We start from the raw sequence: 20,867 nt of genomic DNA, 5'->3' as shown, positions 1-20,867 counted from the left end.
AAATACACTTATTTTTGTAACCATTATTAAAGTAGCAACCCGCAGGTTTTACTTATGCAGCATTTCATTTTTTAGTAAGACATGTAATTTACTGGAAATAATTTCATCTTCATGTAACTCTTTTAAGGTATCCGCCTGAGTAATATGTAACTGGGCTATAGCAGATTGTTCATTCATATCATCCACTAGGTCTCTATTAGATTGAATTTCATTTTCCATTTGCTGAACGGTGTTTTTCTTTAAGCTCTGATAAATGTTAATAACATTTTGTATGGCTTGTGCATCGTCAAAAATTTCGACCAGGGGAGAGTTTTCCATCACTTCTAATTCATCCAGTACCTTGTTGATCAATTTGTATTGGGTATGATAATAAAGATAAAGTTCATGGCTTTCATTTTTACTGGAAGGTATAAAGAAAATACGCCGTAGAAAACCCATCAGCTTAGATAGACTTTTATAAGAACTCAAGTAAGTATTGAGCGATTTTAATTTAGGGCGATCTTGTTGAACCTTCTCTGTTTGAGTGTCTAAAATTAGCAGATTCTTTTTATAGATACTTTCATTAATTTCATCGCGTCTGAATAGCTCTTTTAATTCACCTTTTTGTATCGCCAGGGTATAAATTCGCAACATGTTTTCACCGATATGGCTAAGGCCTTGGGTCTGATCCTCGCATTGCTGGCAAACTTTTTGATATAGGGCTTGATATTCCGTGTTTAGGGCATTGTATTGCGCTTCACTTATATCACGATTGTCGAACAGTTCTTTGCTTTTAGCGCATAAGGTCTGATAAATAAGCGCTTTGCTTTTAAAATAACTCATTTGTTCATGCGGCAACAAGGCATCAATTTTTAACCAGCGAATGACTTTGCCTATGGTGGTTGCTTTGAATAATAAGGTGAAATAAATACTACCTATGGTGATAGCAATAATAAATTCTTTGATCGAGTACTCATAATGCCAGTCAGGCAGAGTCAGTTCATCGGGTATTAAAAGAACCATAATGACCGCAATTGAGCCGCGCAAACTACCCCAGGAAAGTAAATGCTGCCAGTTTAAGGGGATACTTTCTTCTGAGGTAAGCTGGTTAGCAATGCCAATAGAAGTGTAGATAGAAAATGCTCTGGCGATGACCACCACAAAGATCATGGTGATGATAGGTAGAATGGCGATATCCAGAGAGATAGAAAGACTGGTAAATAATAAGCCCATCAACATAAATACCAGAGAGTTGGAAATAAAGGCGAAATAGCCCCAGAATTTTTCCATATATTGTTCTATGTCGGGAGACATTTTATAACGCCCGAAATTGCCCATTACTAGCGAAGAAACCAGGGTGGCAATAATTGAAGAAAAATGAATAGGGTGGCCGTAAATTACTAATTTTTCGGAAAGTAGCTCTGCGATTAGAAAGGTGAAGTGTGCGACTAATAATGTCAGTGTGATTTCCAGGTGTTCATTACCCTTAACCCATTCTATCAATTTGGAAAACAAGAGCCCCATAAACAAACCAAATAAGCCACCGCCCAGGATCATGGTGCTGAATGAGAACACGCCTTGTAACACTGTGGCACTGCCGTGATAACCGTGTAACATGATTTCCAGCATCACCAGAAAAATGGCAAAAGCCGTACCATCGTTAAACAGGCTCTCGCCTTCAAATATCAAGGTCAGGCGATGCGGTGCACCATACTCTTTAAATAAGGAAAGCACGGCAACGGGGTCGGTCGCAGAAATAATGGCACCAAATAACAAGGTGACTAATAGCGGTATTTCGAAGCCTAAAAGAGAAAATGCCCATTGCCCGACAAAGCCAATAAACAAGGTTGAAATTAGCAAGCCGAGGATAGCTAAAATGCTAATGGTATATTTATTTTCCTTTATATTGCGAATCTTGATGTTATAGGCAGACTCAAAAATCAGGATCGGCAGAAAAACAAAAAATAGTAGTTCCGGGGTTAACTGGAAACTGGTGATAAACGAAAAAAAATCGATTTTGGACAGGGGGACTAGCAGTGAACCGCCTATAACCAGAAGCACTGTATAAGGAAGACGTGTTTTCAGCGAAATGATATTAATACCCAGAGCAAATAGCATCAGGGTAAAAACTGATAAATAAACGTCGAGTGTCATGCCTGCTCCTTTAAGCTAAAAATCAGTTGCTCACGGTTTCTAGCGTAAGCGATTGATCCCACAATATTTCTATGAAATACCCTATTAAACATCGGTGAAGATAAGATTTTTGAAAGCACTCTGTAACCAATATCTTGCACTATAAATCAACGTTCAACCGATTTTTCCAGGTTTAAGTAACCGTGAATGATCCGAAACTATAAGTGGGTTTGTTACTATACCGCTAATTATACACTTAGCGAGGTAGGCAGAAGAGGAGTTTTACTTTGTATGGGATTCTTTTATAAAACAAACTGATAATACGCCCGGCGGTCATGCTGGAAGTCTGTCCGAGAATAGAAAGTCTACTGCGGAAAAGCTGATTTTGGCCAGATTTTCCTCGCTACTGCTGCTATTTCCGGATAGCACTCCTAGTGTTGTAATAGCATGCAGATCTATATGGCTCGTTTCTTAGTCCTGATTCTTGTCACCAGTAGTGTCTGACCAATCATGACGTATTTTTTTGAAATTTTTGCGCCAACCTTCAAGGTCGCCATAGTCAACAAACATAAGTGTGCGTTCATGGGCATCCAGACGACGTTGCGCATGTTTTATGGGACACCAGTATTGTTCAGTGCGGGCAATAACTTCGCGTGTATAGGCAATAAGACCATTACCATAGCCACAATAAACACAATTTAATGATTCAATTGCGTTTAGATAAGGTAGGCGATGGCGATCAATAACGATATGCTCGGATCGGTTTACCAGGGGAATACCGTAAATGCGAAAGCAAATATGTTGATAAATACTAATCCATATATCCAACAAAAATAGAGGACCAATTAGACTGTAGATGATAGGTGAGGAAAGTATATGCGCAATAGGTGCTTTACGCAGATAGCTCCATAAGCCAGTGCGTTGCTGGCGTTGCAAACGACGAACATTGCGTTCAAAAATCACTTTGCCACGGCGTAGACTATAATGAAAACGCTCACGCCTATCTTTTAACAGGCGTTCGATTTCGGTTTCAAGTTCTTGTTGGGTAACCCGCAGGCGTACTAGAATTTCGTCTAATGTGCTTCTAACCATAGCTTGCTCCAATAAATTAACGGGCATGATAGCGACAACAACTATGGATTACGGACATGTAGGCAGAATCAGAGAACCTAACAAATGGATGACTGAACTGTGGGTGTGTAACAGAGTCTGGCCAATTTTCGATAGCACTTTATTTAGCCTACGGTTCAATGTCAGCGGGTAGTTTGCTTGTCACTAAGAAATTCGCATTGACTTTCTTATTGACTTTCTTATTGACTTTCTTATTGACTTTCTTATTGACTTTCTTATTGACTTTCTTATTGACTTGATTTGCAAAAAGTCTGGAAACTTTGCAAATTCGACCATAGTTTTTGATAGCCATTAAACCACAAACAATAGTATCAGGGTATTTTTTACCTTACTTTAATTGACCATAAAAGAATTTTAAGAGCAAAGATTAAAATCTTTTTGGTTAAAAATAAACATAGCGTTTTTAAATCATATTTTTGACCAATGATTCTAAAATAAACTATGATGAATTTAATTTGCGATTAGTCTTAAATCTAGACAAATCAGTTGAGCGCGAATTTATAGTGCAAGATATTGAATTAATATAACTCTTTAAAAAATATTTAGCTTCACCCATAACTTAAGCGGATATTTTTTGGAAGTGCGGTGGAATCAATAACTTGTACTAGCAGCCGTGAGCAACTGATTTTTCTAGGATAAAACTTATTAACTCTCTCAAGCTAGAAATTACTTATGGCCAGACCTAAGGCATTTAACCGGGAAGAAGTTCTGGATAAGGCGGTAGCCGTGTTTTGGGCAACAGGTTACGAAGCGACCTCCATACAAGACCTTGTTAATGGTATGGGCATTCAGCGCGGTAGTCTATATGCCACTTTCGGTAGTAAGCAAAAGCTTTTTCTACAATCTCTTGACCGTTATGGCAAGGTGGTGGTCAAGCAGTTTCTGGATATACTGGAGAGCAAGGTTTCAGGCGTGGAAGCTATTGAATTGTTTTTCGCGCAATTAGTTGAACATCTATTAACTGCTGGGCCTTTGCGTAGCTGCTTAGTGACTAATTCAGCTATAGAGGGAGGTATAAGGGACGAAGAGACTAAGCAGAAAGTTTTACATTTACTGAATGCACTGGGAAATGGGTTTTATCAAGCCTTACAAAAAGCTCAAACGAATGGTGAAATATCCACTGAGTTGGATTTAAAACAGCTTGCCAGTTTTTTAACTAGCAGTATGCAAGGTTTGCTAGTGATGGGTAAAGTTTGTTCACAACGGTCTGTACTTGAAGATATTAATAAAGTGACCTTATCTATAATTAAATAATAAAATAACAAGTAATCATTGGAGCTCGCCCCGTGTTAAGCATTGTTTACGACGTTTTTTTAGACTACGCACTTAAGACGAGACACTCGAAGGGGAGTAGGCTTTAGCCTACATGTGTAGTGTAAGAATTATATAGGTAGGCTAAAGCCTACTCCCCTGTTATGTACTGTTTATAACAGGTTTTTTTTCCTAACAATGAACATTCGTTCTACTGGAGTTAATGAAAATGATTTATGCCGCACCAAATACAACAGATAGTAAAGTCGACTTTAAACCACGTTATGGTAATTTTATCGGCGGAGAATGGGTGGCTCCCGTTCAAGGTCAGTATTTTGAAAATAAAAGCCCGGTTAACGGCCAGGTGTTTTGTGAGATTCCGCGTTCTACAGCAGATGATATTGAACTGGCACTCGATGCGGCGCATCAGGCTAAAGATGCCTGGGGGAAAACATCAGTAACTGCAAGATCGAATATCTTATTGAAGATTGCAGATCGTATTGATGCCAATCTGGAAAAACTGGCAGTCGCTGACACCTGGGATAATGGTAAAGCGATAAGAGAAACTCTGGCAGCTGATGTTCCCTTATGTGCAGATCACTTTCGGTATTATGCGGGTTGTATGCGCGCCCAGGAAGGTTCTATTGGTGAAATCGATGAAAACACCGTGGCTTATCATTTTCATGAACCACTGGGCGTTGTTGGGCAAATTATTCCGTGGAACTTTCCTTTATTGATGGCTTGCTGGAAATTAGCACCTGCCCTGGTAACAGGAAACTGCATCGTGATGAAGCCGGCTGAACAAACACCTGCCTCTATTTTGATCTTAATGGAGGTCATTGGCGACTTACTACCTGCAGGCGTACTTAATATTGTTAATGGTTTTGGTGCTGAAGCAGGACAGGCTTTAGCAACTAGCAAACGTATTGCCAAAATTGCCTTTACCGGATCGACACCGGTAGGCGAGCATATTTTAAAATGTGCTGCGGAAAATATTATTCCGTCTACCGTTGAACTGGGTGGCAAATCACCGAATATCTTTTTCGCTGATGTATTAGACCAAGAGGATGAATTTGTCAGTAAATGCATAGAGGGCGCGGTACTCGCTTTTTTTAATCAGGGCGAAGTCTGTACTTGTCCATCAAGATTGTTAGTTCAGGAATCGATCTATGATGCCTTTATAGAAAAAGTGATCGCACGGGCAGAGAAAATTAAACGTGGTAGTCCACTCGATACTGAAACCATGGTTGGTGCGCAGGCATCTAAAGAACAGTTCGACAAGATATTACGTTATGTCGAGATTGGCAAACAGGAAGGCGCTAAACTGCTGATGGGTGGAAAGATGGCGACACTTGGAGGCGCGCTGGATGAAGGTTACTATATCCAACCGACGGTGATGCAAGGGCATAATAAGATGCGTATCTTTCAGGAAGAAATTTTTGGTCCCTTTATCTCAGTGACAACCTTTAAAGATGAAGCAGAAGCGCTGGCTATTGCTAATGATACCGAGTTTGGTTTAGGTGCCGGCCTATGGACGCGGGATATGAATCGTGCCTATCGTATGGGGCGTAGTATTCAGGCGGGGCGTGTATGGACAAATTGTTATCATCATTATCCGGCACATGCTGCATTTGGCGGCTATAAAAAATCAGGTATCGGTAGAGAAACACATAAGATGATGCTGGATCATTATCAGCAAACTAAGAATATGCTGGTCAGTTATGATATTAACCCTTTAGGTTTTTTCTAAGTTTATTCAGCTAAGGAACGTGCACGAAATTACTTAAAACTAGCTGGTCTTTTTATCCGTCTTCTGCGTTGTAGAAACTGTTACGTAGCAGGCTATGTGCCTGTTTCTACGTCCCCGTATCAAGCACGGGGCAGGCTTTAAATACGAATAAAAACTCTGTCCCAGATGCTCAACTTATTCCGTGCGCGTTCCAAAGGTGGCTTTTAAAGTCGCCTTTTTTGTGTTTAAAATATATTCTGTGTTCCATTGTATGGCGCAGAGCTTTATCGCATGTATTCCCTTGCGGAGCAGGGGGGACAAGGAATTACACCACGCAGACTGTGGAACAGAGGAATTATTAAATGTCCAATCATCAAACCTACGCCAGCGAAAGTTACCCTGTTAAAACTAATATCGCTAAAAATGCACATATTGATAATGACCAATACCTGGCTTTATATAAGCAATCAATTGAGCAACCTGAAGTCTTTTGGGCAGAGCAAGCGGAGCATTTTTTAGATTGGCATAAGCCCTGGGATAAGGTGATGGACTATGATTATCCGCAGGGAAAAATTAGCTGGTTCGAGGGAGGGCAACTGAATGTCAGTGTTAATTGTCTGGATAGACACCTGGCTACTCGCGGAGATCAGGTCGCTTTGATCTGGGAAGGTGATGATCCGGCAAATGATGCAAAGATGACTTACCGGGAATTGCATATGGAAGTGTGTCAGTTTGCCAATGTGTTAAAGGCGCAAGGTGTGAAAAAAGGAGATCGGGTGTGCATATATTTACCGATGTTGATTCAGGCCGCTGCAGTCATTTTAGCTTGTACCCGTATAGGTGCAGTGCATTCTATCGTTTTTGGTGGGTTTTCTGCGGAGGCACTTAAAGACCGGATTAACAACGCTGATTGTACGATTGTAATCTGCGCTGATGAAGGTTATCGCGGTGGTAAAATTACGCCTATTAAAGCAGTCGTGGATGCAGCACTTGAAGCTTGCCCGGGTGTGCATAGTGTGGTGGTCATTAAAAACACAGGTAATGCCGTTGCGTGGCAGGAAACGAGGGATATCTGGTATCATCAGGCTATGGCAGAAGCTGCTCCGGAATGCGAGCCGGAATGGATGGATGCAGAAGATCCTTTATTTATATTATATACCTCTGGTTCTACGGGTAAGCCCAAAGGTTTAGTGCATACCACAGGTGGTTACTTGTTATATGCTGCGATCACACATAAATACATCTTCGATTATCAGGAAGGTGAAATTTATTGGTGTACCGCTGATATCGGCTGGATCACCGGGCATACTTATATGATCTACGGGCCTTTATGCAATGGCGCGACGACTTTATTATTTGAAGGCGTACCGACTTATCCTGATGCTAGTCGATTCTGGCAAGTGGTGGATAAGCATCAGGTGAATATTTTCTATACGGCTCCTACCGCTTTAAGAGCTTTAATGGCAGTAGGTAATCAATATTTAGAGAATACGCAACGTAGTAGTTTGCGTATTTTGGGTTCAGTCGGCGAGCCTATTAACCCTGAGGCCTGGGAGTGGTATTACCAGCTTGTAGGTAAGGAAAACTGTCCGATAGTCGATACCTGGTGGCAGACCGAGACGGGAGGCATTTTGATTACCCCTTTACCAGGTGCTACTGAATTATTACCCAGTTCTGCAACGCGCCCATTTTTTGGAGTAAAGCCCGCTATTTTAAGTACTGAAGGGCAGGTAGTTGAGGATGGTTCTGAAGGTGTCTTGGTGTTAGAGCGCCCTTGGCCTGGGCAAGCACGTAGTATTTATGGCGATCACCAACGCTTTATCGATACCTATTTTAAAAATTATCCTGGCTACTACTTTACCGGTGATGGCGCACGATGCGATGAGCAGGGCTATTACTGGATAACCGGTCGGGTCGATGATGTGATTAATGTATCGGGCCATCGAATGGGAACAGCGGAAGTTGAAAGTGCGCTGGATGAACATCCCTTAGTTGCAGAGTCGGCTGTTGTAGGTTATCCGCATGATATTAAAGGGCAGGGCATTTATGCCTATGTCACACTACATGTTGGAATTGAAGGGACTGAAGAATTAAACAAAGAGTTAGTTAAATTGGTTCGTGCCTGCATTGGCCCTATTGCGACCCCAGATATTATCCAATGGTCTGCACAGTTACCTAAAACCCGCTCAGGAAAAATCATGCGGCGTATTTTACGCAAAGTCGCAGCTAACGAGATTGATACTTTAGGCGATACTTCGACTCTGGCAGACCCTAGTGTTGTAGAAAGTATCATTGAAAATCGTTTTAATCGATAGGCACCTGCAAATAGCTTACAAGCCTATGTGTAAATGATCAAAAACCTGCTCAAGGGCAATATAATATTATTGCTGGTTTATGTTATTGGCGGATTAATAACACTTAATTTATCCATCGCACCCAGTGGTGTATCGCCTATGTGGGTACCTGCAGGGATAGCTTCTGGAGCAGTATTAATCTGGGGGTATCGGTTACTGCCTGCGGTATTTGCGGGTAGTTTTCTGGTAGCGCAATACCTACTCGGGCTAAACGATAAAATTGCACTATTTATTTGTCTTGCTATCGGTTTGCAAGCCGTATTGCAATCATGGCTGGTCAGATTTTTATTAATCAAGTTTAAAATCTGGCCAACCCGTTTACTGCATGATAAGGATATTGTTTGTTTCTTTCTTGTCGCGGGTCTAGTTGCAACGTTTTTCCCGGCTGCTTTTATTGTTAGTGTTGACTTAGTTACGGGCGTGCTTAATCTGGCTAACTGGCTAGATTCTTTGATTATCTGGTGGGTAGGCAATGCTCTAGGCGTTATATTATTTACGCCTATTGTTTTAACTTTATTCGCACTTCCTTGAATTGCATGGCATCGACGCCAGGTAAGTGTAGGCTTACCTATGTTAGTCCTATTTCTATTATTCCTAGGCGCATTAAATATTACGAAAACGATAGAGCAGCAATATAAAAAGAGGGTGTTTTATTCAAATGTCAGTATGGGACATACTTTTGTTACAAGCGAGATAGACTTACATAGGACTTTATTAAAATCTACGCGAGCTTATTTTCAAAACAGTTATTATGTCACACCCACTGAGTTTACGGGTTATCTTAAAGATTTCACCAATAGTGGCTTTAATGATGTTTATTTTGTTAGCTGGATTGAGTACGTCAGTGATCAGGATCGCGATGTTTTTGAAACCCGTTATGCTAATCCAATCATTGATTTTGATATAGTAAATAAGCGTTTAATCACGGCTCCTCAGCGACCTTATTATTATGTTAGCAAGTATTTACATGCGCCTAATATTACGGATAAAAAAGTAATAGATACTCTAGGCATAGTAAAAGGAATTGATATTTGCTTTGCCAAACGGCATCAGAAATTATGTCTGTATATGCAAAATACCAGGCAGCCAGTGGTTATTCCTACTCTATCTAAAGAAGTAGTAACGAGTGTCAATGATCTTTTTTTGGTCTTATTGCCGGTGTTTTCAGAGACTAATCATATGATAGGTGTTGTAGCACATGCTTATAAGTTTAAGAATTTTTTTAATGTTTTATTAAGTTCGGAAACCAGGCATTGGCTGGAATTAGAGATTAGCGACATTACTGATAGTGGAGCACACCGTTTGCTCTTTACAACCCAGCCTAAGCCTAGCGGCCTAGAAATTGTAAAAAGTGAACAACTGTTCGAAAAAAAATGGGTCACCATAGGTGATAGGCAATGGCAATTCACTTACCGGCCTTCTGCCTACCTACAAGAACACTACACGCCTATGGTATTTTACTGGGTAATTATAGGTGCTTTCTTTATTCTCAGTGTCATCGGTGCTTTTTTACTCAGTATTAGTGGGCGGGAGCAATGTATTCGTCAGGAAGTTGATGACAAAACCCGAGAAATCAGTGAAAAAGCGCTATTATTAGAAAAAAGTGAAGCTAAATATAGGCAGTTAGTTGAAGGCGTGCAAGATGATTATTTGATTTATTCACGTAATGTAGATGGCCAATTAACCTATATAAGTCCCTCGGTTGAGACGGTATTGGGTTACAAACCTGAAGAATTTATCAGCAATTTTTCCAGTTACCTACCTAATAATGAACTTAATCTTTTAGCCAGAGAATATACAATTAAGTCTATTCAAGGTGAAACAGTCCCTCCATATGAGCTAGAAATCATCGATAAGAAAGGTGATTTACATACTTTTCGTATTACCAAATCAGCCACTATTGATCAACAAGGGAAAATTATAGGGATTGAAGGAATCGCTCAAGATATAACACAGTTGAAAGTATCGCATATGCAACTGGAGAAATTATCTTTGGCGGTTACTCATAGCTCAAATGCAGTTTTGATCAGTGATATTAATGGCACAATTGAATATGTGAATCCTAAATTTAGTGCTATTACCGGATTAGCTTTGCAGGATATAAAAGTCAAGTGGCCAGAAGTCGTCAGTTCACCAATGACTTTTGCTGAGACCTATCAGGAAATATGGAAAAGCTTAAGAGCGGGGCAGGAATGGCGCGGTGATTTACAGAACCGGAAAATGAATGGAGATTTGTACTGGGCGCGTGAACATATTTCTCCAATGCTTGATGCTGATGGTAGCATTTCTCACTTTGTGGTTATGCAGGAGGATATCACTGAATCCAGACGTTTACTCAAAGAAATCGAATACCAGGCCAGCCATGATATGTTAACTGGGCTTATTAATAGACGTGAGTTTGAAACTCGCTTAACCAGGTTGATTCATTCAGTGAGGAAGGATAAGGCTGAACATGCCTTGTGTTTCCTTGATCTGGACCAGTTTAAGGTTGTCAATGATACCTGTGGCCATGTCGCTGGTGATGAGCTGTTACGCCAGGTGAGTAGTGTCATGCAGGGGAATATCCACGCTGGGGAAACTTTAGCGCGTCTCGGGGGCGATGAGTTTGTTATTTTAATGCAGCATTGTGGCATAGAACAGGCACGAAACTCCGCCAATAAAATTATTCAGGCATTAGACAATTTTCGCTTTCAATGGGATGGAGGCGCTTTTAAAATTGGTGTGAGTATCGGGTTAATTCTAATAGATGAAAACTCCCCAGATAGGCATAAAGTATTACGCCAGGTAGATAGCGCCTGTTATGCAGCTAAAGATGCGGGACGTAATCGTGTTGAGGTGTATAGCGAGAACAGTGAAAGCCTGCAGCAACGTAAAGGTGAGATTAAATGGAGTAGTGAGGTCAGTATGGCTCTGGATAATGACAGGTTCCTACTCTTTGTACAGGCAATCGAGTCAACCCGAAATGCAGGGGAAATTTATACTTATGAAGTACTGGTGCGTATGCAACTTCTGGATGGTTCAATTATCCCACCCAATGAGTTTTTACCCGCAGCAGAACGTTATAATTCAGCGACTCGAATTGATCGCTGGGTCGTCAGTGCCACACTAAGCTGGTTTAGTCGGCATGTAAACAAATTACAGCATATACGTTCAATTGCGATCAATTTATCGGGACAGTCTTTGGGAGACGAGTATATGCTTAGGTATATTGTGCGCCAAATTGAAAAAAGTAAGTTTCCTACCCATAAAATCAAGTTTGAAATCACCGAAACGGCAGCTATTGCTAATTTGCACCAGGCCACTCTATTTATAGCGACTTTAAGCAAATTTGGTTGCCGGTTTGTACTTGATGATTTTGGTAGTGGCTTATCCTCATTTGCCTATCTTAAAAATTTACAATTTGATGAACTGAAGATAGATGGTATGTTTGTGAAAGATATTCTGCAAGATCCGCTAGACTTTGAAATGGTAAAATCAATCAATCAGATTGGTCATGTCATGGGTCTGAAAACCATAGCTGAATACGTAGAAAACCAGAAGACCCTAGATAAATTAAAAGAAATAGGGGTGGATTATGTGCAGGGTTACCATATTGGTAAACCTGAGCCGATAGCAAGCCTGCTGGACATTAAAACCTGACTTATTATGCACTATCACGGAATAACAAAAAAAATTGTCGAACGCCCGCTGCTAGGAAGAAATGCCGGAATTTCAGAAAAAAATGTGCTGCTCAAACGCATTTATCTAGCGCGTAATATAAAATCAGATACAGACCTGCAACGCGGGCTGGCACAACTGCCTTCACCCTGGTTATTAACCGGGATGGAAACAATGGTGCGGTACTTAATCCACGCTGTTGAACAACAAAAGAAAATTGTTATCGTTGCGGATTTTGACGCAGATGGCGCAACCAGTTGTACCGTAGCAATAAAGGGCTTGCAGTTATTAGGCGCGGCGCATGTTGATTTTATTGTGCCCAATCGCTTTGAGTATGGCTATGGACTCACGCCTGAAATTGTAGAGCTGGTCATAGCAAAGCAGGCGGATGTGCTGGTAACCGTAGACAATGGGATTTCTAGTTTGGCAGGAGTTGAGGTCGCCAAACAGGCTGGCATGCAAGTGCTGGTTACGGATCATCATTTGCCTGGAGAGCAGTTGCCGGATGCAGATGCAATTGTAAACCCCAACCTGCCGGATGATGAATTTCCTAGTCGTGCTTTGGCAGGGGTGGGGGTGATGTTTTATGTGTTGATGGCAATGCGCAGTCGTATGCGTGAGCAGGGCTGGTTTATTACACGTAGTATTGCGGAGCCTAATCTGGCACAGTTATTGGACCTGGTTGCTTTAGGTACTGTCGCTGACGTTGTGGCTTTAGATCAGGTGAACCGCATTCTGGTTCATCAAGGTTTATTGCGCATACGTTCTGGTAAAGGCCATGTGGGGATTAAAGCATTAGTTGAAATCTCAGGGCGAAACTTGCAGAGTTTAGGATCTACTGATTTAGGCTTTGCCATAGGCCCAAGGTTGAACGCAGCCGGGCGCATGGATGATATGAGCGTAGGTATTCAATGTCTATTAACGGATGACATGACGCTGGCCAAAAATCTTGCGCAGCAAATGGATGAATTAAACCTTGACCGGCGCGAAGTTGAAGGACAAATGAAGCAGGAGGCAATGCGCTTATTAAAGGATATGAATGCTTTGGACGAGCAGCATTTAACGGCAGGTGTTTGTCTGTACAATGAAGACTGGCATCAGGGAGTGATCGGCATTCTGGCATCGCGCATTAAAGATCGCTTAAATCGTCCAGTCATTGCTTTTGCCAATACTGGCGAGGGTGAAATAAAAGGCTCAGCCCGCTCTATTCCAGGTGTACATGTAAGAGATGTACTCAGTGATATTGCCGTTGCGCACCCTAAAATTTTACAAAAGTTTGGCGGACATGCGATGGCAGCAGGCTTAAGTATTAAACTGCATGACTACCCCGCTTTTATGCTGGCGTTTGATAAAGCAGTTCAACAGCGACTGGTCGATGTCGATTTAGATCAAAAAGTCTATACTGATGGGCAGCTTACAGAAGCCGAAATGAACATAGGCTTTTGTGAACTGTTAAAAGGCGCAGGCCCTTGGGGGCAGGAATTTCCCGAGCCCATATTTCATGGCATATTTGATGTGGTTCAATCGCGGATTGTAGGCCAGCAACATCTGAAACTAGTGCTACGTCAGCCGGGCAGTGAAGTATTAATTGATGCTATCGCCTTTTTTGTTGAACGCCCTGAATACTGGCTAGGCATACGTCAGGTCAATATTGCCTATAAATTAGACATCAATGAGTACAAAGGTCAGCGCAGTATTCAGTTTATTATTGACTATATCGAAAAGCTGGCTTAAAAATTAAGCTGTAAAACTACTCTATGCTGACAGTTAATATTACGTGTAAAACTGAGGAACCTCACACTGTATCTATTGCTGTTATCTTATCTGACCTCGTTTTCTGTAAGTGGCGTATGTAAAATAAACAAAAGTTGCTCAGTGAGCTGATTAGAACCCTACGTATTATCTATTCAAACTCCGTTAGCTTTAATTGAAAGTTTATTCAGTTAGAGTTTTTTAATTTCTAATTCTTTTACCGCTAAGCTAATAACATTTTATGTTGAAAGCTGAATAAGATTATTTCGATCGAGGCTGACCTTTTCCATTTCTCTAATTGTTTATATATGGGAATCTGAATGAAAAATCTAGCAGAATCACTCTTGGTAAGGTCAGTCAATACCAATGAGTGATTATTTGCTTTTTGCACCCAGGTTTCCCATCAACTACAAGCGCAACAGATTGTTCTAGGTTCAGCCAATTTCTTTCAAATACTGACTATCCCCTACGACTTACGACGGCGAGTAAAACTAAGACCTGCAAGGCCAAGTCCTAATAAAGACAAAGCCGCTGGTGCTGGAACCGTTGCATCCTTAACTGTCAGGGCATCAATGTAAAATTGATTTCCATCAGTCTGCGTTCTAAAGAAGAATGTATCGCTAACTAATTCGCTGTTTAGATCCAGAGCTCCCCAAATACTACCGTTATCAAGACTGATTTCGATATCAGGAAAATGAATGTCATGATCTGCGTCTCTGAAAGTAGTCTGTCCAAAATTAATTGCAACTGATTCAAGAAAAGTTATTTTAAGAATTTCACCTATTGTGACGTTATCATCATCGCCTGGGTCGCATTGGTTAGAGCCTTGTAGGCCTTGACTACAAACTCCTAAGCCAGCTCCTTTGCCACTACTCTTCGCATCAAGATAAGCCCACGCTGCCCCAGTAGTAGTAGCACCCATTGCCCTTAGCGTTATGCCATCTTTCGTCCAATCAAAATAGTCAAATGCACTCTCACTTGGATTTCCCATAGCAAAAGACGTACCATTAGCTAATTGGCCACTTATCTCACCAATTCCTGTATCCGTCAATTCTTCAAAATCGAAAATTGTCGCATTGGCTTGAAATGCCAATCCTAATGAAGCCATCAATGTGGCGTATTTAATAATTTGTTTCATCATTACCTTCCTCAATAAAAAATATCGCTTAACAAAGTTAAGAGGGTTTAAAAAGTGTATCAAGCATAATTAAATCAGCTCAAATAGCTATCTGCATAAATCATGCCATACTTAATTTATGCCCTAATATACTGTTATACAAGACGTTTTTTATAGCTCACCCTATTGTAAAATTATATTGTAAAACTTACTGACATATCAGCTGTACATGCATTATTCCTGAATATTAATTCGCTTATATAATTTACTAGAGTTTTGTGGGGAAAAAATTGAGAAAATAACTGATGAAATCCTTAGAAATGCGCTATATAAGATAAACATTTGACTTAGAACGATATTAAATAATTAAACGACTCAGGCGAAATATCTTTAATTATCTGGGGCTACACGAGCACTAATACATCGCGCACTATGAATGTAATTCGCTGTTTTATAATGTAATTTTATTGTCTCACCGATTGGTAATAATTAATGTGTAAAATTTACTGACACATCCGCTGTGCATGCACTATTCCAGAATGTTAATCCGCTCATATAATTTACTAGGGTTTTGTGGTGAAGAAATTTTGAGAAAATTACTGCTGAGGCCTTTAAAAATGCGCTATATAAGATAAATAATTGACTTAGAACGATATTAAATAGTAAAACGACTCAGGCGACATATTTTTAAATATCTGAGGCTACACAAGCACTAATACATCGCGTGCTATGAATGTAGTGTGACTGGCATGATAGTCAGCTAGTTGGTGAAAGTCCAGCCTTTGCCCTGTGAGAAGGGAAGAAGTAGGCGAAAGCAAGGGTGTCCAAAGAAACTCTCCATAGCTACCCAACAGGGAACCACGGTTATAGAGAGCCAATGCGGAATCTGAAGGAAGCTCTAGCCAAATCAATCACCTAAGCGAAAGTGAACCTTTGTAAGGCGGCAATCAGGGGGTAAGGTGTCTGCAACCACCAAAGCCCGACATTCTCACCGTAACGGGTTGTCGTATTGAAGGTAGGTAGATTGAGAAACGGGTGACTATCTTACCCAGTGAGGAGCCGTCGGATTTGGGTCGGAGTAACTGCGACTCTTTAAGCCCTAAGCGCTGCAGCAATGTAGTCGTTATGGACCGAGGGTTTTCAGATGAAGCCATAGTAATCGTAAAGTTCGGTGCCGATGAATTCATGGTGACATGGATGAGGGCAAAACATCGAATCAGCAACAGGGTGTTAGAGGTGAAGGGCGGAACACGTAAGCGGTCACGGCCGTTGATTATAGACTGGTGGTATGACATCTGCCTGAAAGGAGCAACTCACTATTCACAACGTATACTGTGAACGAATGGATTGTGCGAGATGCATGAAAGACCACTGCAAACGAAAGAGTAAAATGAACCAAAGAGACCTATTTGAAGAGGAACCAAGACTTTTCGAAAACCTATGCTCAACATTGTACTTGACTATAGGATTTGAACAGGTAAAGAAGAACAAAGGCAAGCCTGGAATAGACGGGATAAGCATAGTGGACTTTGAAGCCAGTTTAGACGAAGAGCTAAGCCAGCTGCAACAGGAACTGACAGACTGGACTTACAAACCCTCGCCCGTACGTCGAGTAGAAATACCTAAGCCGCAAGGCCAGGGAGTACGACTACTTGGCATACCGACGGTACGAGATCGAGTGGTACAAGCAACCATGAAACTACTACTAAACCCTATTTTTGAGCGGGATTTTTCACAGCATAGTTACGGCTTTATCTCAGGACGAAGTCAGCACCAAGCCGTGCAAATGGCTCAACATATAATAAAAAGTGGTAAGCCCTATGTGGTAGATATTGATTTATCGAAGTTTTTCGATCGAATCCACCACGACCGGTTAATAGCCCGAATGGGAGAGAAAGTATCGGATAAACGGATACTTCGTCTCGTAGGGATCATGTTGCGAAGCGGTGTCATGATAAAGGGTGTCGTTACCTCAAGCGAAGAAGGGGCGGTACAAGGAAGTCCACTAAGCCCTTTACTGAGCAACATAGTTCTGGATGAACTGGATCAGGAATTGGAAAAACGCGGACTTGAGTTTTGTCGATTCGCAGACGACTGTAACATCTTTGTCAAATCGCAAAAAGCGGCAGATAGAGTCATGGAAAAAGTCAGCCAATTTATCGAAAAGAAGCTAAAACTGAAAGTGAATCGGGATAAAAGCCAAGTGGCCAAATCCGAGAAGGTCAAGTTTTTGGGATTTACCGTGGTAGGCGGGATGATTGCGATTGCGCATAAAGCCCTGCAAGCCGCCATGGATAAAGTCAAAGAACTGACCCCAAGAGGCACTCATCAGACTCTGGAAACAACACTAGACGAGATCAATCAATGGTACGTGGGTTGGTCAAACTACTACAGTTTGACCTATTACCCCGCGCAACTAAAGAAAATTGAAGCGCATATAAGGCGACGATTACGATCAAGGATAGTGGATCAACAAAAGAGGAAAAAGCACCTGTATCGAAAACTGATCAAACGAGGAGTACCGCGAAAACAAGCAGGGAATGCCGTATTCTCAAACAACAAACGGTGGGTGTTATCAAATGCGCGAGCAGTGACGAAAGCCTATCCGAATAGTTGGTTTATAAAAGAGAAAGGGCAGGAAATACGATCTGACCGAAGGGTGAAGCATTGGTTTGAGGTTTCTCAATGGATAAGTCTTGCGTGAGGAGCCGTGTACGGACCCGTACGCACGGTGCTGTGGGCAGACGGAGGCTGCGGCCTCCTCTGACCCGATATTCGCTGTTTTATAATGTAATTTTATTGTCTCACCGATTGGTAATAATTAATTTGTAAAATTTACTGACACATTAGATGTGTATGCATTAATTCTGGATGTTAATGTGCTTTTAAAAGTAACTAGTTTCGGGAAGAAGTTTTGAGGAAATAACAGATGAGGCCCATAAAAATATGCAGTATAAAATTAACTATTGACTGAGAACGATATTACATTACAAGCCTATTCATGTGATATGTTTTTAAAAGTCTGAAGCTACATGAGCACTAATATATCGTGTATTTCTTTTTGACGAGGAAAAGCAGATAATAAACGGAAACAATACGCTTAGGCTCGATCGATAAGCCTTAAGATAGATTTTGTGGCTTTATGTCACAAGAATGATGGGTATTTCAACTCTTTGTATTGCCCGTGACCAAAAGAACTAAAACAAGGGCAGGGTAGGTAAATTCCCCTGCCGTTATTCAATTACATTTTTTTAGCGTACGCAACGTGAGCCAGAGTTAACCGCTGATTCGACAATCTTGCCAGGCTCGCTAGTATTTTCAGTTTGTACAAAACCATCACTAGTCGCCATAAACTGACAGGCTGGATTTATATAATTAAGTTGTACACCCATTTGATCGGCATGAATAATCATCTCTGACATTTCCTTGCTGGTGGGAGCACGCCAATCCGTGTAACCGGCAAATTCAAGCATCTCACAATGCTCAACAACATCACCAGTTGCAGTAGCGGCAGCATTTGCATTAATATGGCAGCCATGTGAGCCATTTACCCATGAGTAATTAGCGATATGATCCGTTAGTACTTCGTCCATGCCGATCATTTCAGAGCTAAAGCGTGATCTTGATTCCGCACCTAGTAAGGTGAAAGTGCTGCTATTAAGATCCAGTTGCATACGCACATTTTCAAATAAATTACCGCCAGAAACAACTCTAGGGACAGTTAACACACTATCAGTGAAATCAGCGTCATTTTCAGCGCTGACGACAAGAGTGGGCAGCGCGAGAGCTACGATAGATAGGGCAATTAGTTTTTTAGTAAGCATTTAGATTCCTTTAAATTTTTGTTTGTCATAACAGACTCGATATCGATGAACCTGATTAGTACAGGTGATGCTATTATTTCAAGGAAACTATAAGCTGTATGTAACATGAGTCACAATGGAACCTTACATAAGAAAACTATTTGATGTGATTAATTCTACTAGGATCGATTATTTCAATTTCCCCTCTACCCAGTTTAATTAATCCTTCACGCTCAAACTCTTTGAGTAAGCGGCTAATGACCTCGCGCGAACTAGCTAACTCTTCCGCAAGCACCTGGTGAGTGATGCGTATTTTGGAAGATTTGCTTGAATGCTCTATCAACCAGTTAGCCAATCGCACATCTAAATTACGAAAGGCGAGGGCATCAACAAGGCTAATAAGCTCAGACATGCGTTGTGAAAGCAGCGAAAAAATATATTGCTGCCAATCAGTTTCGCTTTTTAACCAGTCTATCATTTGCGCTGTAGGAATTGCCAGGCCCTGAACGTCTTGTTCAACTTCGGCAATGGCAGGAAAAGTTTGCGTATTTAGAATGCAGGCAGCTGTCAGAATACAGCTTTCTCCCTCACCTACATGATACAGCGTGATTGCACGCCCATCATCACCTGGGCGATAGACTCGCACTTGCCCTTTTTGAAGAATAATAAGGTGTTCGCATTGGTCGCCTAAGCCATAGATAATTGTACCCGCCGGTGCTGATACCTTAGTTACTTCAGATTGTTTAAGTACAAACTCAACGGGTGCTTGAGGGAAGTTTTTCATTTGTTATCCAGTAGGGGTCATTTTGCTTGACTTCAATGTCAGTGTAGCACCAGTATACTATTAGACGAATAACTCGGAATATAATACTAACAATGAGGCTATGGCTACTCCTTTGCATGCTCAAAAATCTGCTTTGCTTTGGTATCAGCTCCTGAATTGAGAGGGCTAGAATATGAGTGCATCCAACTTACTATATCTTGCCATACGGTCGCTGCCTGTAGGTCACGTAATAACAGATGATAACCCTGTTCATAAATTGCAATGGTGTATTGATTAGGCGTCGCTTTATTTAAATTATTTAGAAATTGATAGGTGGCCTGCTTGGGAATGACTTCATCTTTTTCACCATAAAGCAGAATAGTATTGACTGAAAGGGATTCTGCACTGTTATAGGCTTGATCCATTAAATTAACCAAACCATAAATAGTTTCCACACGGGTTTCTTTAATGACCAAAGGGTCGCGGGATAACTCCTTTAACACTTCGATATTATCTGACGGCATGATTCCCACGCTTTCACCGGTTAAAGTCATCCACGGAGTTGTATGCGAGACGGTTGATAAAAGCATATTTTGATACCAGGGCATGGTTTGCCTAGCCCAGACAGCAGGTGCGCATAAAATAATACCGTCTACAGCCTGATGATTAGCTTCTACCATGGCTGTAATCACGATAGCACCGCCCATACTGACACCTAAGACATAAACTGGAACACCTCCATGTTTTAGCTTTATCAGCTCTATAAAGTTATTTAAATCAGCGCTGTAAGTTTTAGTGCCCGCCCATAAACCACGATGGGAGCTGCCACCAAAGCCACGTTGATCGTATGCGTATGAGATAGTGTTATTGAGGCTGAAGTAGTTTCCAGCTTGTGCAAAAAAATGACTGTATTCATTGAAGCCGTGTAGGGCAATAATAACAGCATTGATTTCATCTTGAGCGGGTGGCTGCCAAATTTTTAAGGGTAATAGTGCACCATCGCGGGTGATATATAAATTATCGACTAATTGTGCCGCAGTGACAGCAGAGCCAGCTGGATAAAACTTGGGAGTACAGCCTAGTATATTTGCAAGCAATAGCACCAATACCAGTCGTTGAGGAATAAGAGTAGGTTTCACAGCGCAATTATGTCGTTTAATTCCTTACCAGATTTCCCATAACTCTCAGCTATAATTCG

Annotated in this window: 14 protein-coding genes; 7 read left to right on the top strand and 7 right to left on the bottom strand. The window is 41.2% G+C overall.

What is annotated here, in order from left to right; genetic code table 11:
* Positions 1–48: 48 nt before the first annotated feature.
* The 3 genes from ACQY3F_RS08620 to ACQY3F_RS08610 form a co-directional block, all read right to left on the bottom strand.
* Entirely contained in the window at positions 49–2,133 is a 2,085-nt protein-coding gene (locus tag ACQY3F_RS08620) for a cation:proton antiporter (RefSeq protein WP_428354438.1), read from the bottom strand.
* Between the two features lie 450 nt (positions 2,134–2,583).
* Positions 2,584–3,216, bottom strand: a complete 633-nt coding sequence (locus ACQY3F_RS08615; protein WP_428354437.1) for a hypothetical protein — start codon at positions 3,214–3,216, stop codon at positions 2,584–2,586.
* Between the two features lie 136 nt (positions 3,217–3,352).
* A complete protein-coding gene (locus ACQY3F_RS08610; RefSeq protein ID WP_428354436.1) occupies positions 3,353–3,535 on the bottom strand; it encodes a hypothetical protein in 183 nt (60 codons plus the stop codon).
* A 380-nt stretch (positions 3,536–3,915) separates the two neighbouring features.
* Between ACQY3F_RS08610 and ACQY3F_RS08605 the strand changes: the two genes are divergently transcribed.
* The 6 genes from ACQY3F_RS08605 (at position 3,916) to recJ (ending at position 13,968) form a co-directional block, all read left to right on the top strand.
* Positions 3,916–4,497, top strand: a complete 582-nt coding sequence (locus ACQY3F_RS08605; RefSeq protein WP_428354435.1) for a TetR/AcrR family transcriptional regulator — start codon at positions 3,916–3,918, stop codon at positions 4,495–4,497.
* A 226-nt stretch (positions 4,498–4,723) separates the two neighbouring features.
* Complete coding sequence (gene exaC, locus ACQY3F_RS08600) at positions 4,724–6,244, top strand: acetaldehyde dehydrogenase ExaC (RefSeq protein ID WP_428354434.1); 1,521 nt, start codon at positions 4,724–4,726, stop codon at positions 6,242–6,244.
* 341 nt (positions 6,245–6,585) lie between these two features.
* The gene (gene acs / locus ACQY3F_RS08595; RefSeq protein WP_428354433.1) at positions 6,586–8,538 is read left to right on the top strand and encodes an acetate--CoA ligase; all 1,953 of its coding nucleotides are present in this window, start codon (positions 6,586–6,588) and stop codon (positions 8,536–8,538) included.
* 33 nt (positions 8,539–8,571) lie between these two features.
* On the top strand, positions 8,572–9,108 hold the full coding sequence (locus ACQY3F_RS08590) for an MASE1 domain-containing protein (RefSeq protein ID WP_428354432.1): 537 nt from the start codon (positions 8,572–8,574) through the stop codon (positions 9,106–9,108).
* A 39-nt stretch (positions 9,109–9,147) separates the two neighbouring features.
* A complete protein-coding gene (locus ACQY3F_RS08585; RefSeq protein WP_428354431.1) occupies positions 9,148–12,216 on the top strand; it encodes an EAL domain-containing protein in 3,069 nt (1,022 codons plus the stop codon).
* A gap of 6 nt (positions 12,217–12,222) precedes the next feature.
* Positions 12,223–13,968 carry a single-stranded-DNA-specific exonuclease RecJ gene (recJ, locus tag ACQY3F_RS08580; RefSeq protein WP_428354430.1) on the top strand — a complete coding sequence of 582 codons (1,746 nt, stop codon included), beginning with the start codon at positions 12,223–12,225 and terminating at the stop codon, positions 13,966–13,968.
* Between the two features lie 484 nt (positions 13,969–14,452).
* Here the strand turns inward: recJ and ACQY3F_RS08575 are convergent, their stop codons facing one another.
* Positions 14,453–15,127 (bottom strand): PEP-CTERM sorting domain-containing protein, encoded by a 675-nt coding sequence (locus ACQY3F_RS08575; protein WP_428354429.1) that lies wholly within the window; start codon positions 15,125–15,127, stop codon positions 14,453–14,455.
* 1,366 nt (positions 15,128–16,493) lie between these two features.
* Here ACQY3F_RS08575 and ltrA point away from each other — a divergent pair.
* On the top strand, positions 16,494–17,807 hold the full coding sequence (ltrA, locus tag ACQY3F_RS08570) for a group II intron reverse transcriptase/maturase (RefSeq protein ID WP_428354428.1): 1,314 nt from the start codon (positions 16,494–16,496) through the stop codon (positions 17,805–17,807).
* A 547-nt stretch (positions 17,808–18,354) separates the two neighbouring features.
* Here ltrA and ACQY3F_RS08565 read toward each other — a convergent pair.
* The 3 genes from ACQY3F_RS08565 to ACQY3F_RS08555 form a co-directional block, all read right to left on the bottom strand.
* A complete protein-coding gene (locus tag ACQY3F_RS08565) occupies positions 18,355–18,927 on the bottom strand; it encodes a hypothetical protein (RefSeq protein ID WP_428354427.1) in 573 nt (190 codons plus the stop codon).
* Between the two features lie 136 nt (positions 18,928–19,063).
* The gene (locus tag ACQY3F_RS08560; protein ID WP_428354426.1) at positions 19,064–19,690 is read right to left on the bottom strand and encodes a Crp/Fnr family transcriptional regulator; all 627 of its coding nucleotides are present in this window, start codon (positions 19,688–19,690) and stop codon (positions 19,064–19,066) included.
* 104 nt (positions 19,691–19,794) lie between these two features.
* Entirely contained in the window at positions 19,795–20,808 is a 1,014-nt protein-coding gene (locus tag ACQY3F_RS08555) for an alpha/beta hydrolase (RefSeq protein ID WP_428354425.1), read from the bottom strand.
* Positions 20,809–20,867: the final 59 nt, after the last annotated feature.

Source organism: Methyloprofundus sp., from assembly GCF_965251085.1.
Classification (GTDB): domain Bacteria; phylum Pseudomonadota; class Gammaproteobacteria; order Methylococcales; family Methylomonadaceae; genus Methyloprofundus.
This window is presented reverse-complemented; position numbering and strand designations above follow the sequence as displayed.

Bases quoted from the DNA above. Each gene is read 5' to 3' on its own strand.
- ACQY3F_RS08575 (WP_428354429.1), bottom strand. From the start codon at position 15,127: ATGATGAAACAAATTATTAAATACGCCACATTGATGGCTTCATTAGGA.
- ltrA (WP_428354428.1), top strand. From the start codon at position 16,494: ATGAACCAAAGAGACCTATTTGAAGAGGAACCAAGACTTTTCGAAAAC.
- ACQY3F_RS08620 (WP_428354438.1), bottom strand. From the start codon at position 2,133: ATGACACTCGACGTTTATTTATCAGTTTTTACCCTGATGCTATTTGCT.
- ACQY3F_RS08565 (WP_428354427.1), bottom strand. From the start codon at position 18,927: ATGCTTACTAAAAAACTAATTGCCCTATCTATCGTAGCTCTCGCGCTG.
- recJ (WP_428354430.1), top strand. From the start codon at position 12,223: ATGCACTATCACGGAATAACAAAAAAAATTGTCGAACGCCCGCTGCTA.
- acs (WP_428354433.1), top strand. From the start codon at position 6,586: ATGTCCAATCATCAAACCTACGCCAGCGAAAGTTACCCTGTTAAAACT.
- ACQY3F_RS08560 (WP_428354426.1), bottom strand. From the start codon at position 19,690: ATGAAAAACTTCCCTCAAGCACCCGTTGAGTTTGTACTTAAACAATCT.
- ACQY3F_RS08585 (WP_428354431.1), top strand. From the start codon at position 9,148: ATGTTAGTCCTATTTCTATTATTCCTAGGCGCATTAAATATTACGAAA.
- ACQY3F_RS08590 (WP_428354432.1), top strand. From the start codon at position 8,572: ATGATCAAAAACCTGCTCAAGGGCAATATAATATTATTGCTGGTTTAT.
- ACQY3F_RS08610 (WP_428354436.1), bottom strand. From the start codon at position 3,535: ATGGCTATCAAAAACTATGGTCGAATTTGCAAAGTTTCCAGACTTTTT.
- exaC (WP_428354434.1), top strand. From the start codon at position 4,724: ATGATTTATGCCGCACCAAATACAACAGATAGTAAAGTCGACTTTAAA.
- ACQY3F_RS08605 (WP_428354435.1), top strand. From the start codon at position 3,916: ATGGCCAGACCTAAGGCATTTAACCGGGAAGAAGTTCTGGATAAGGCG.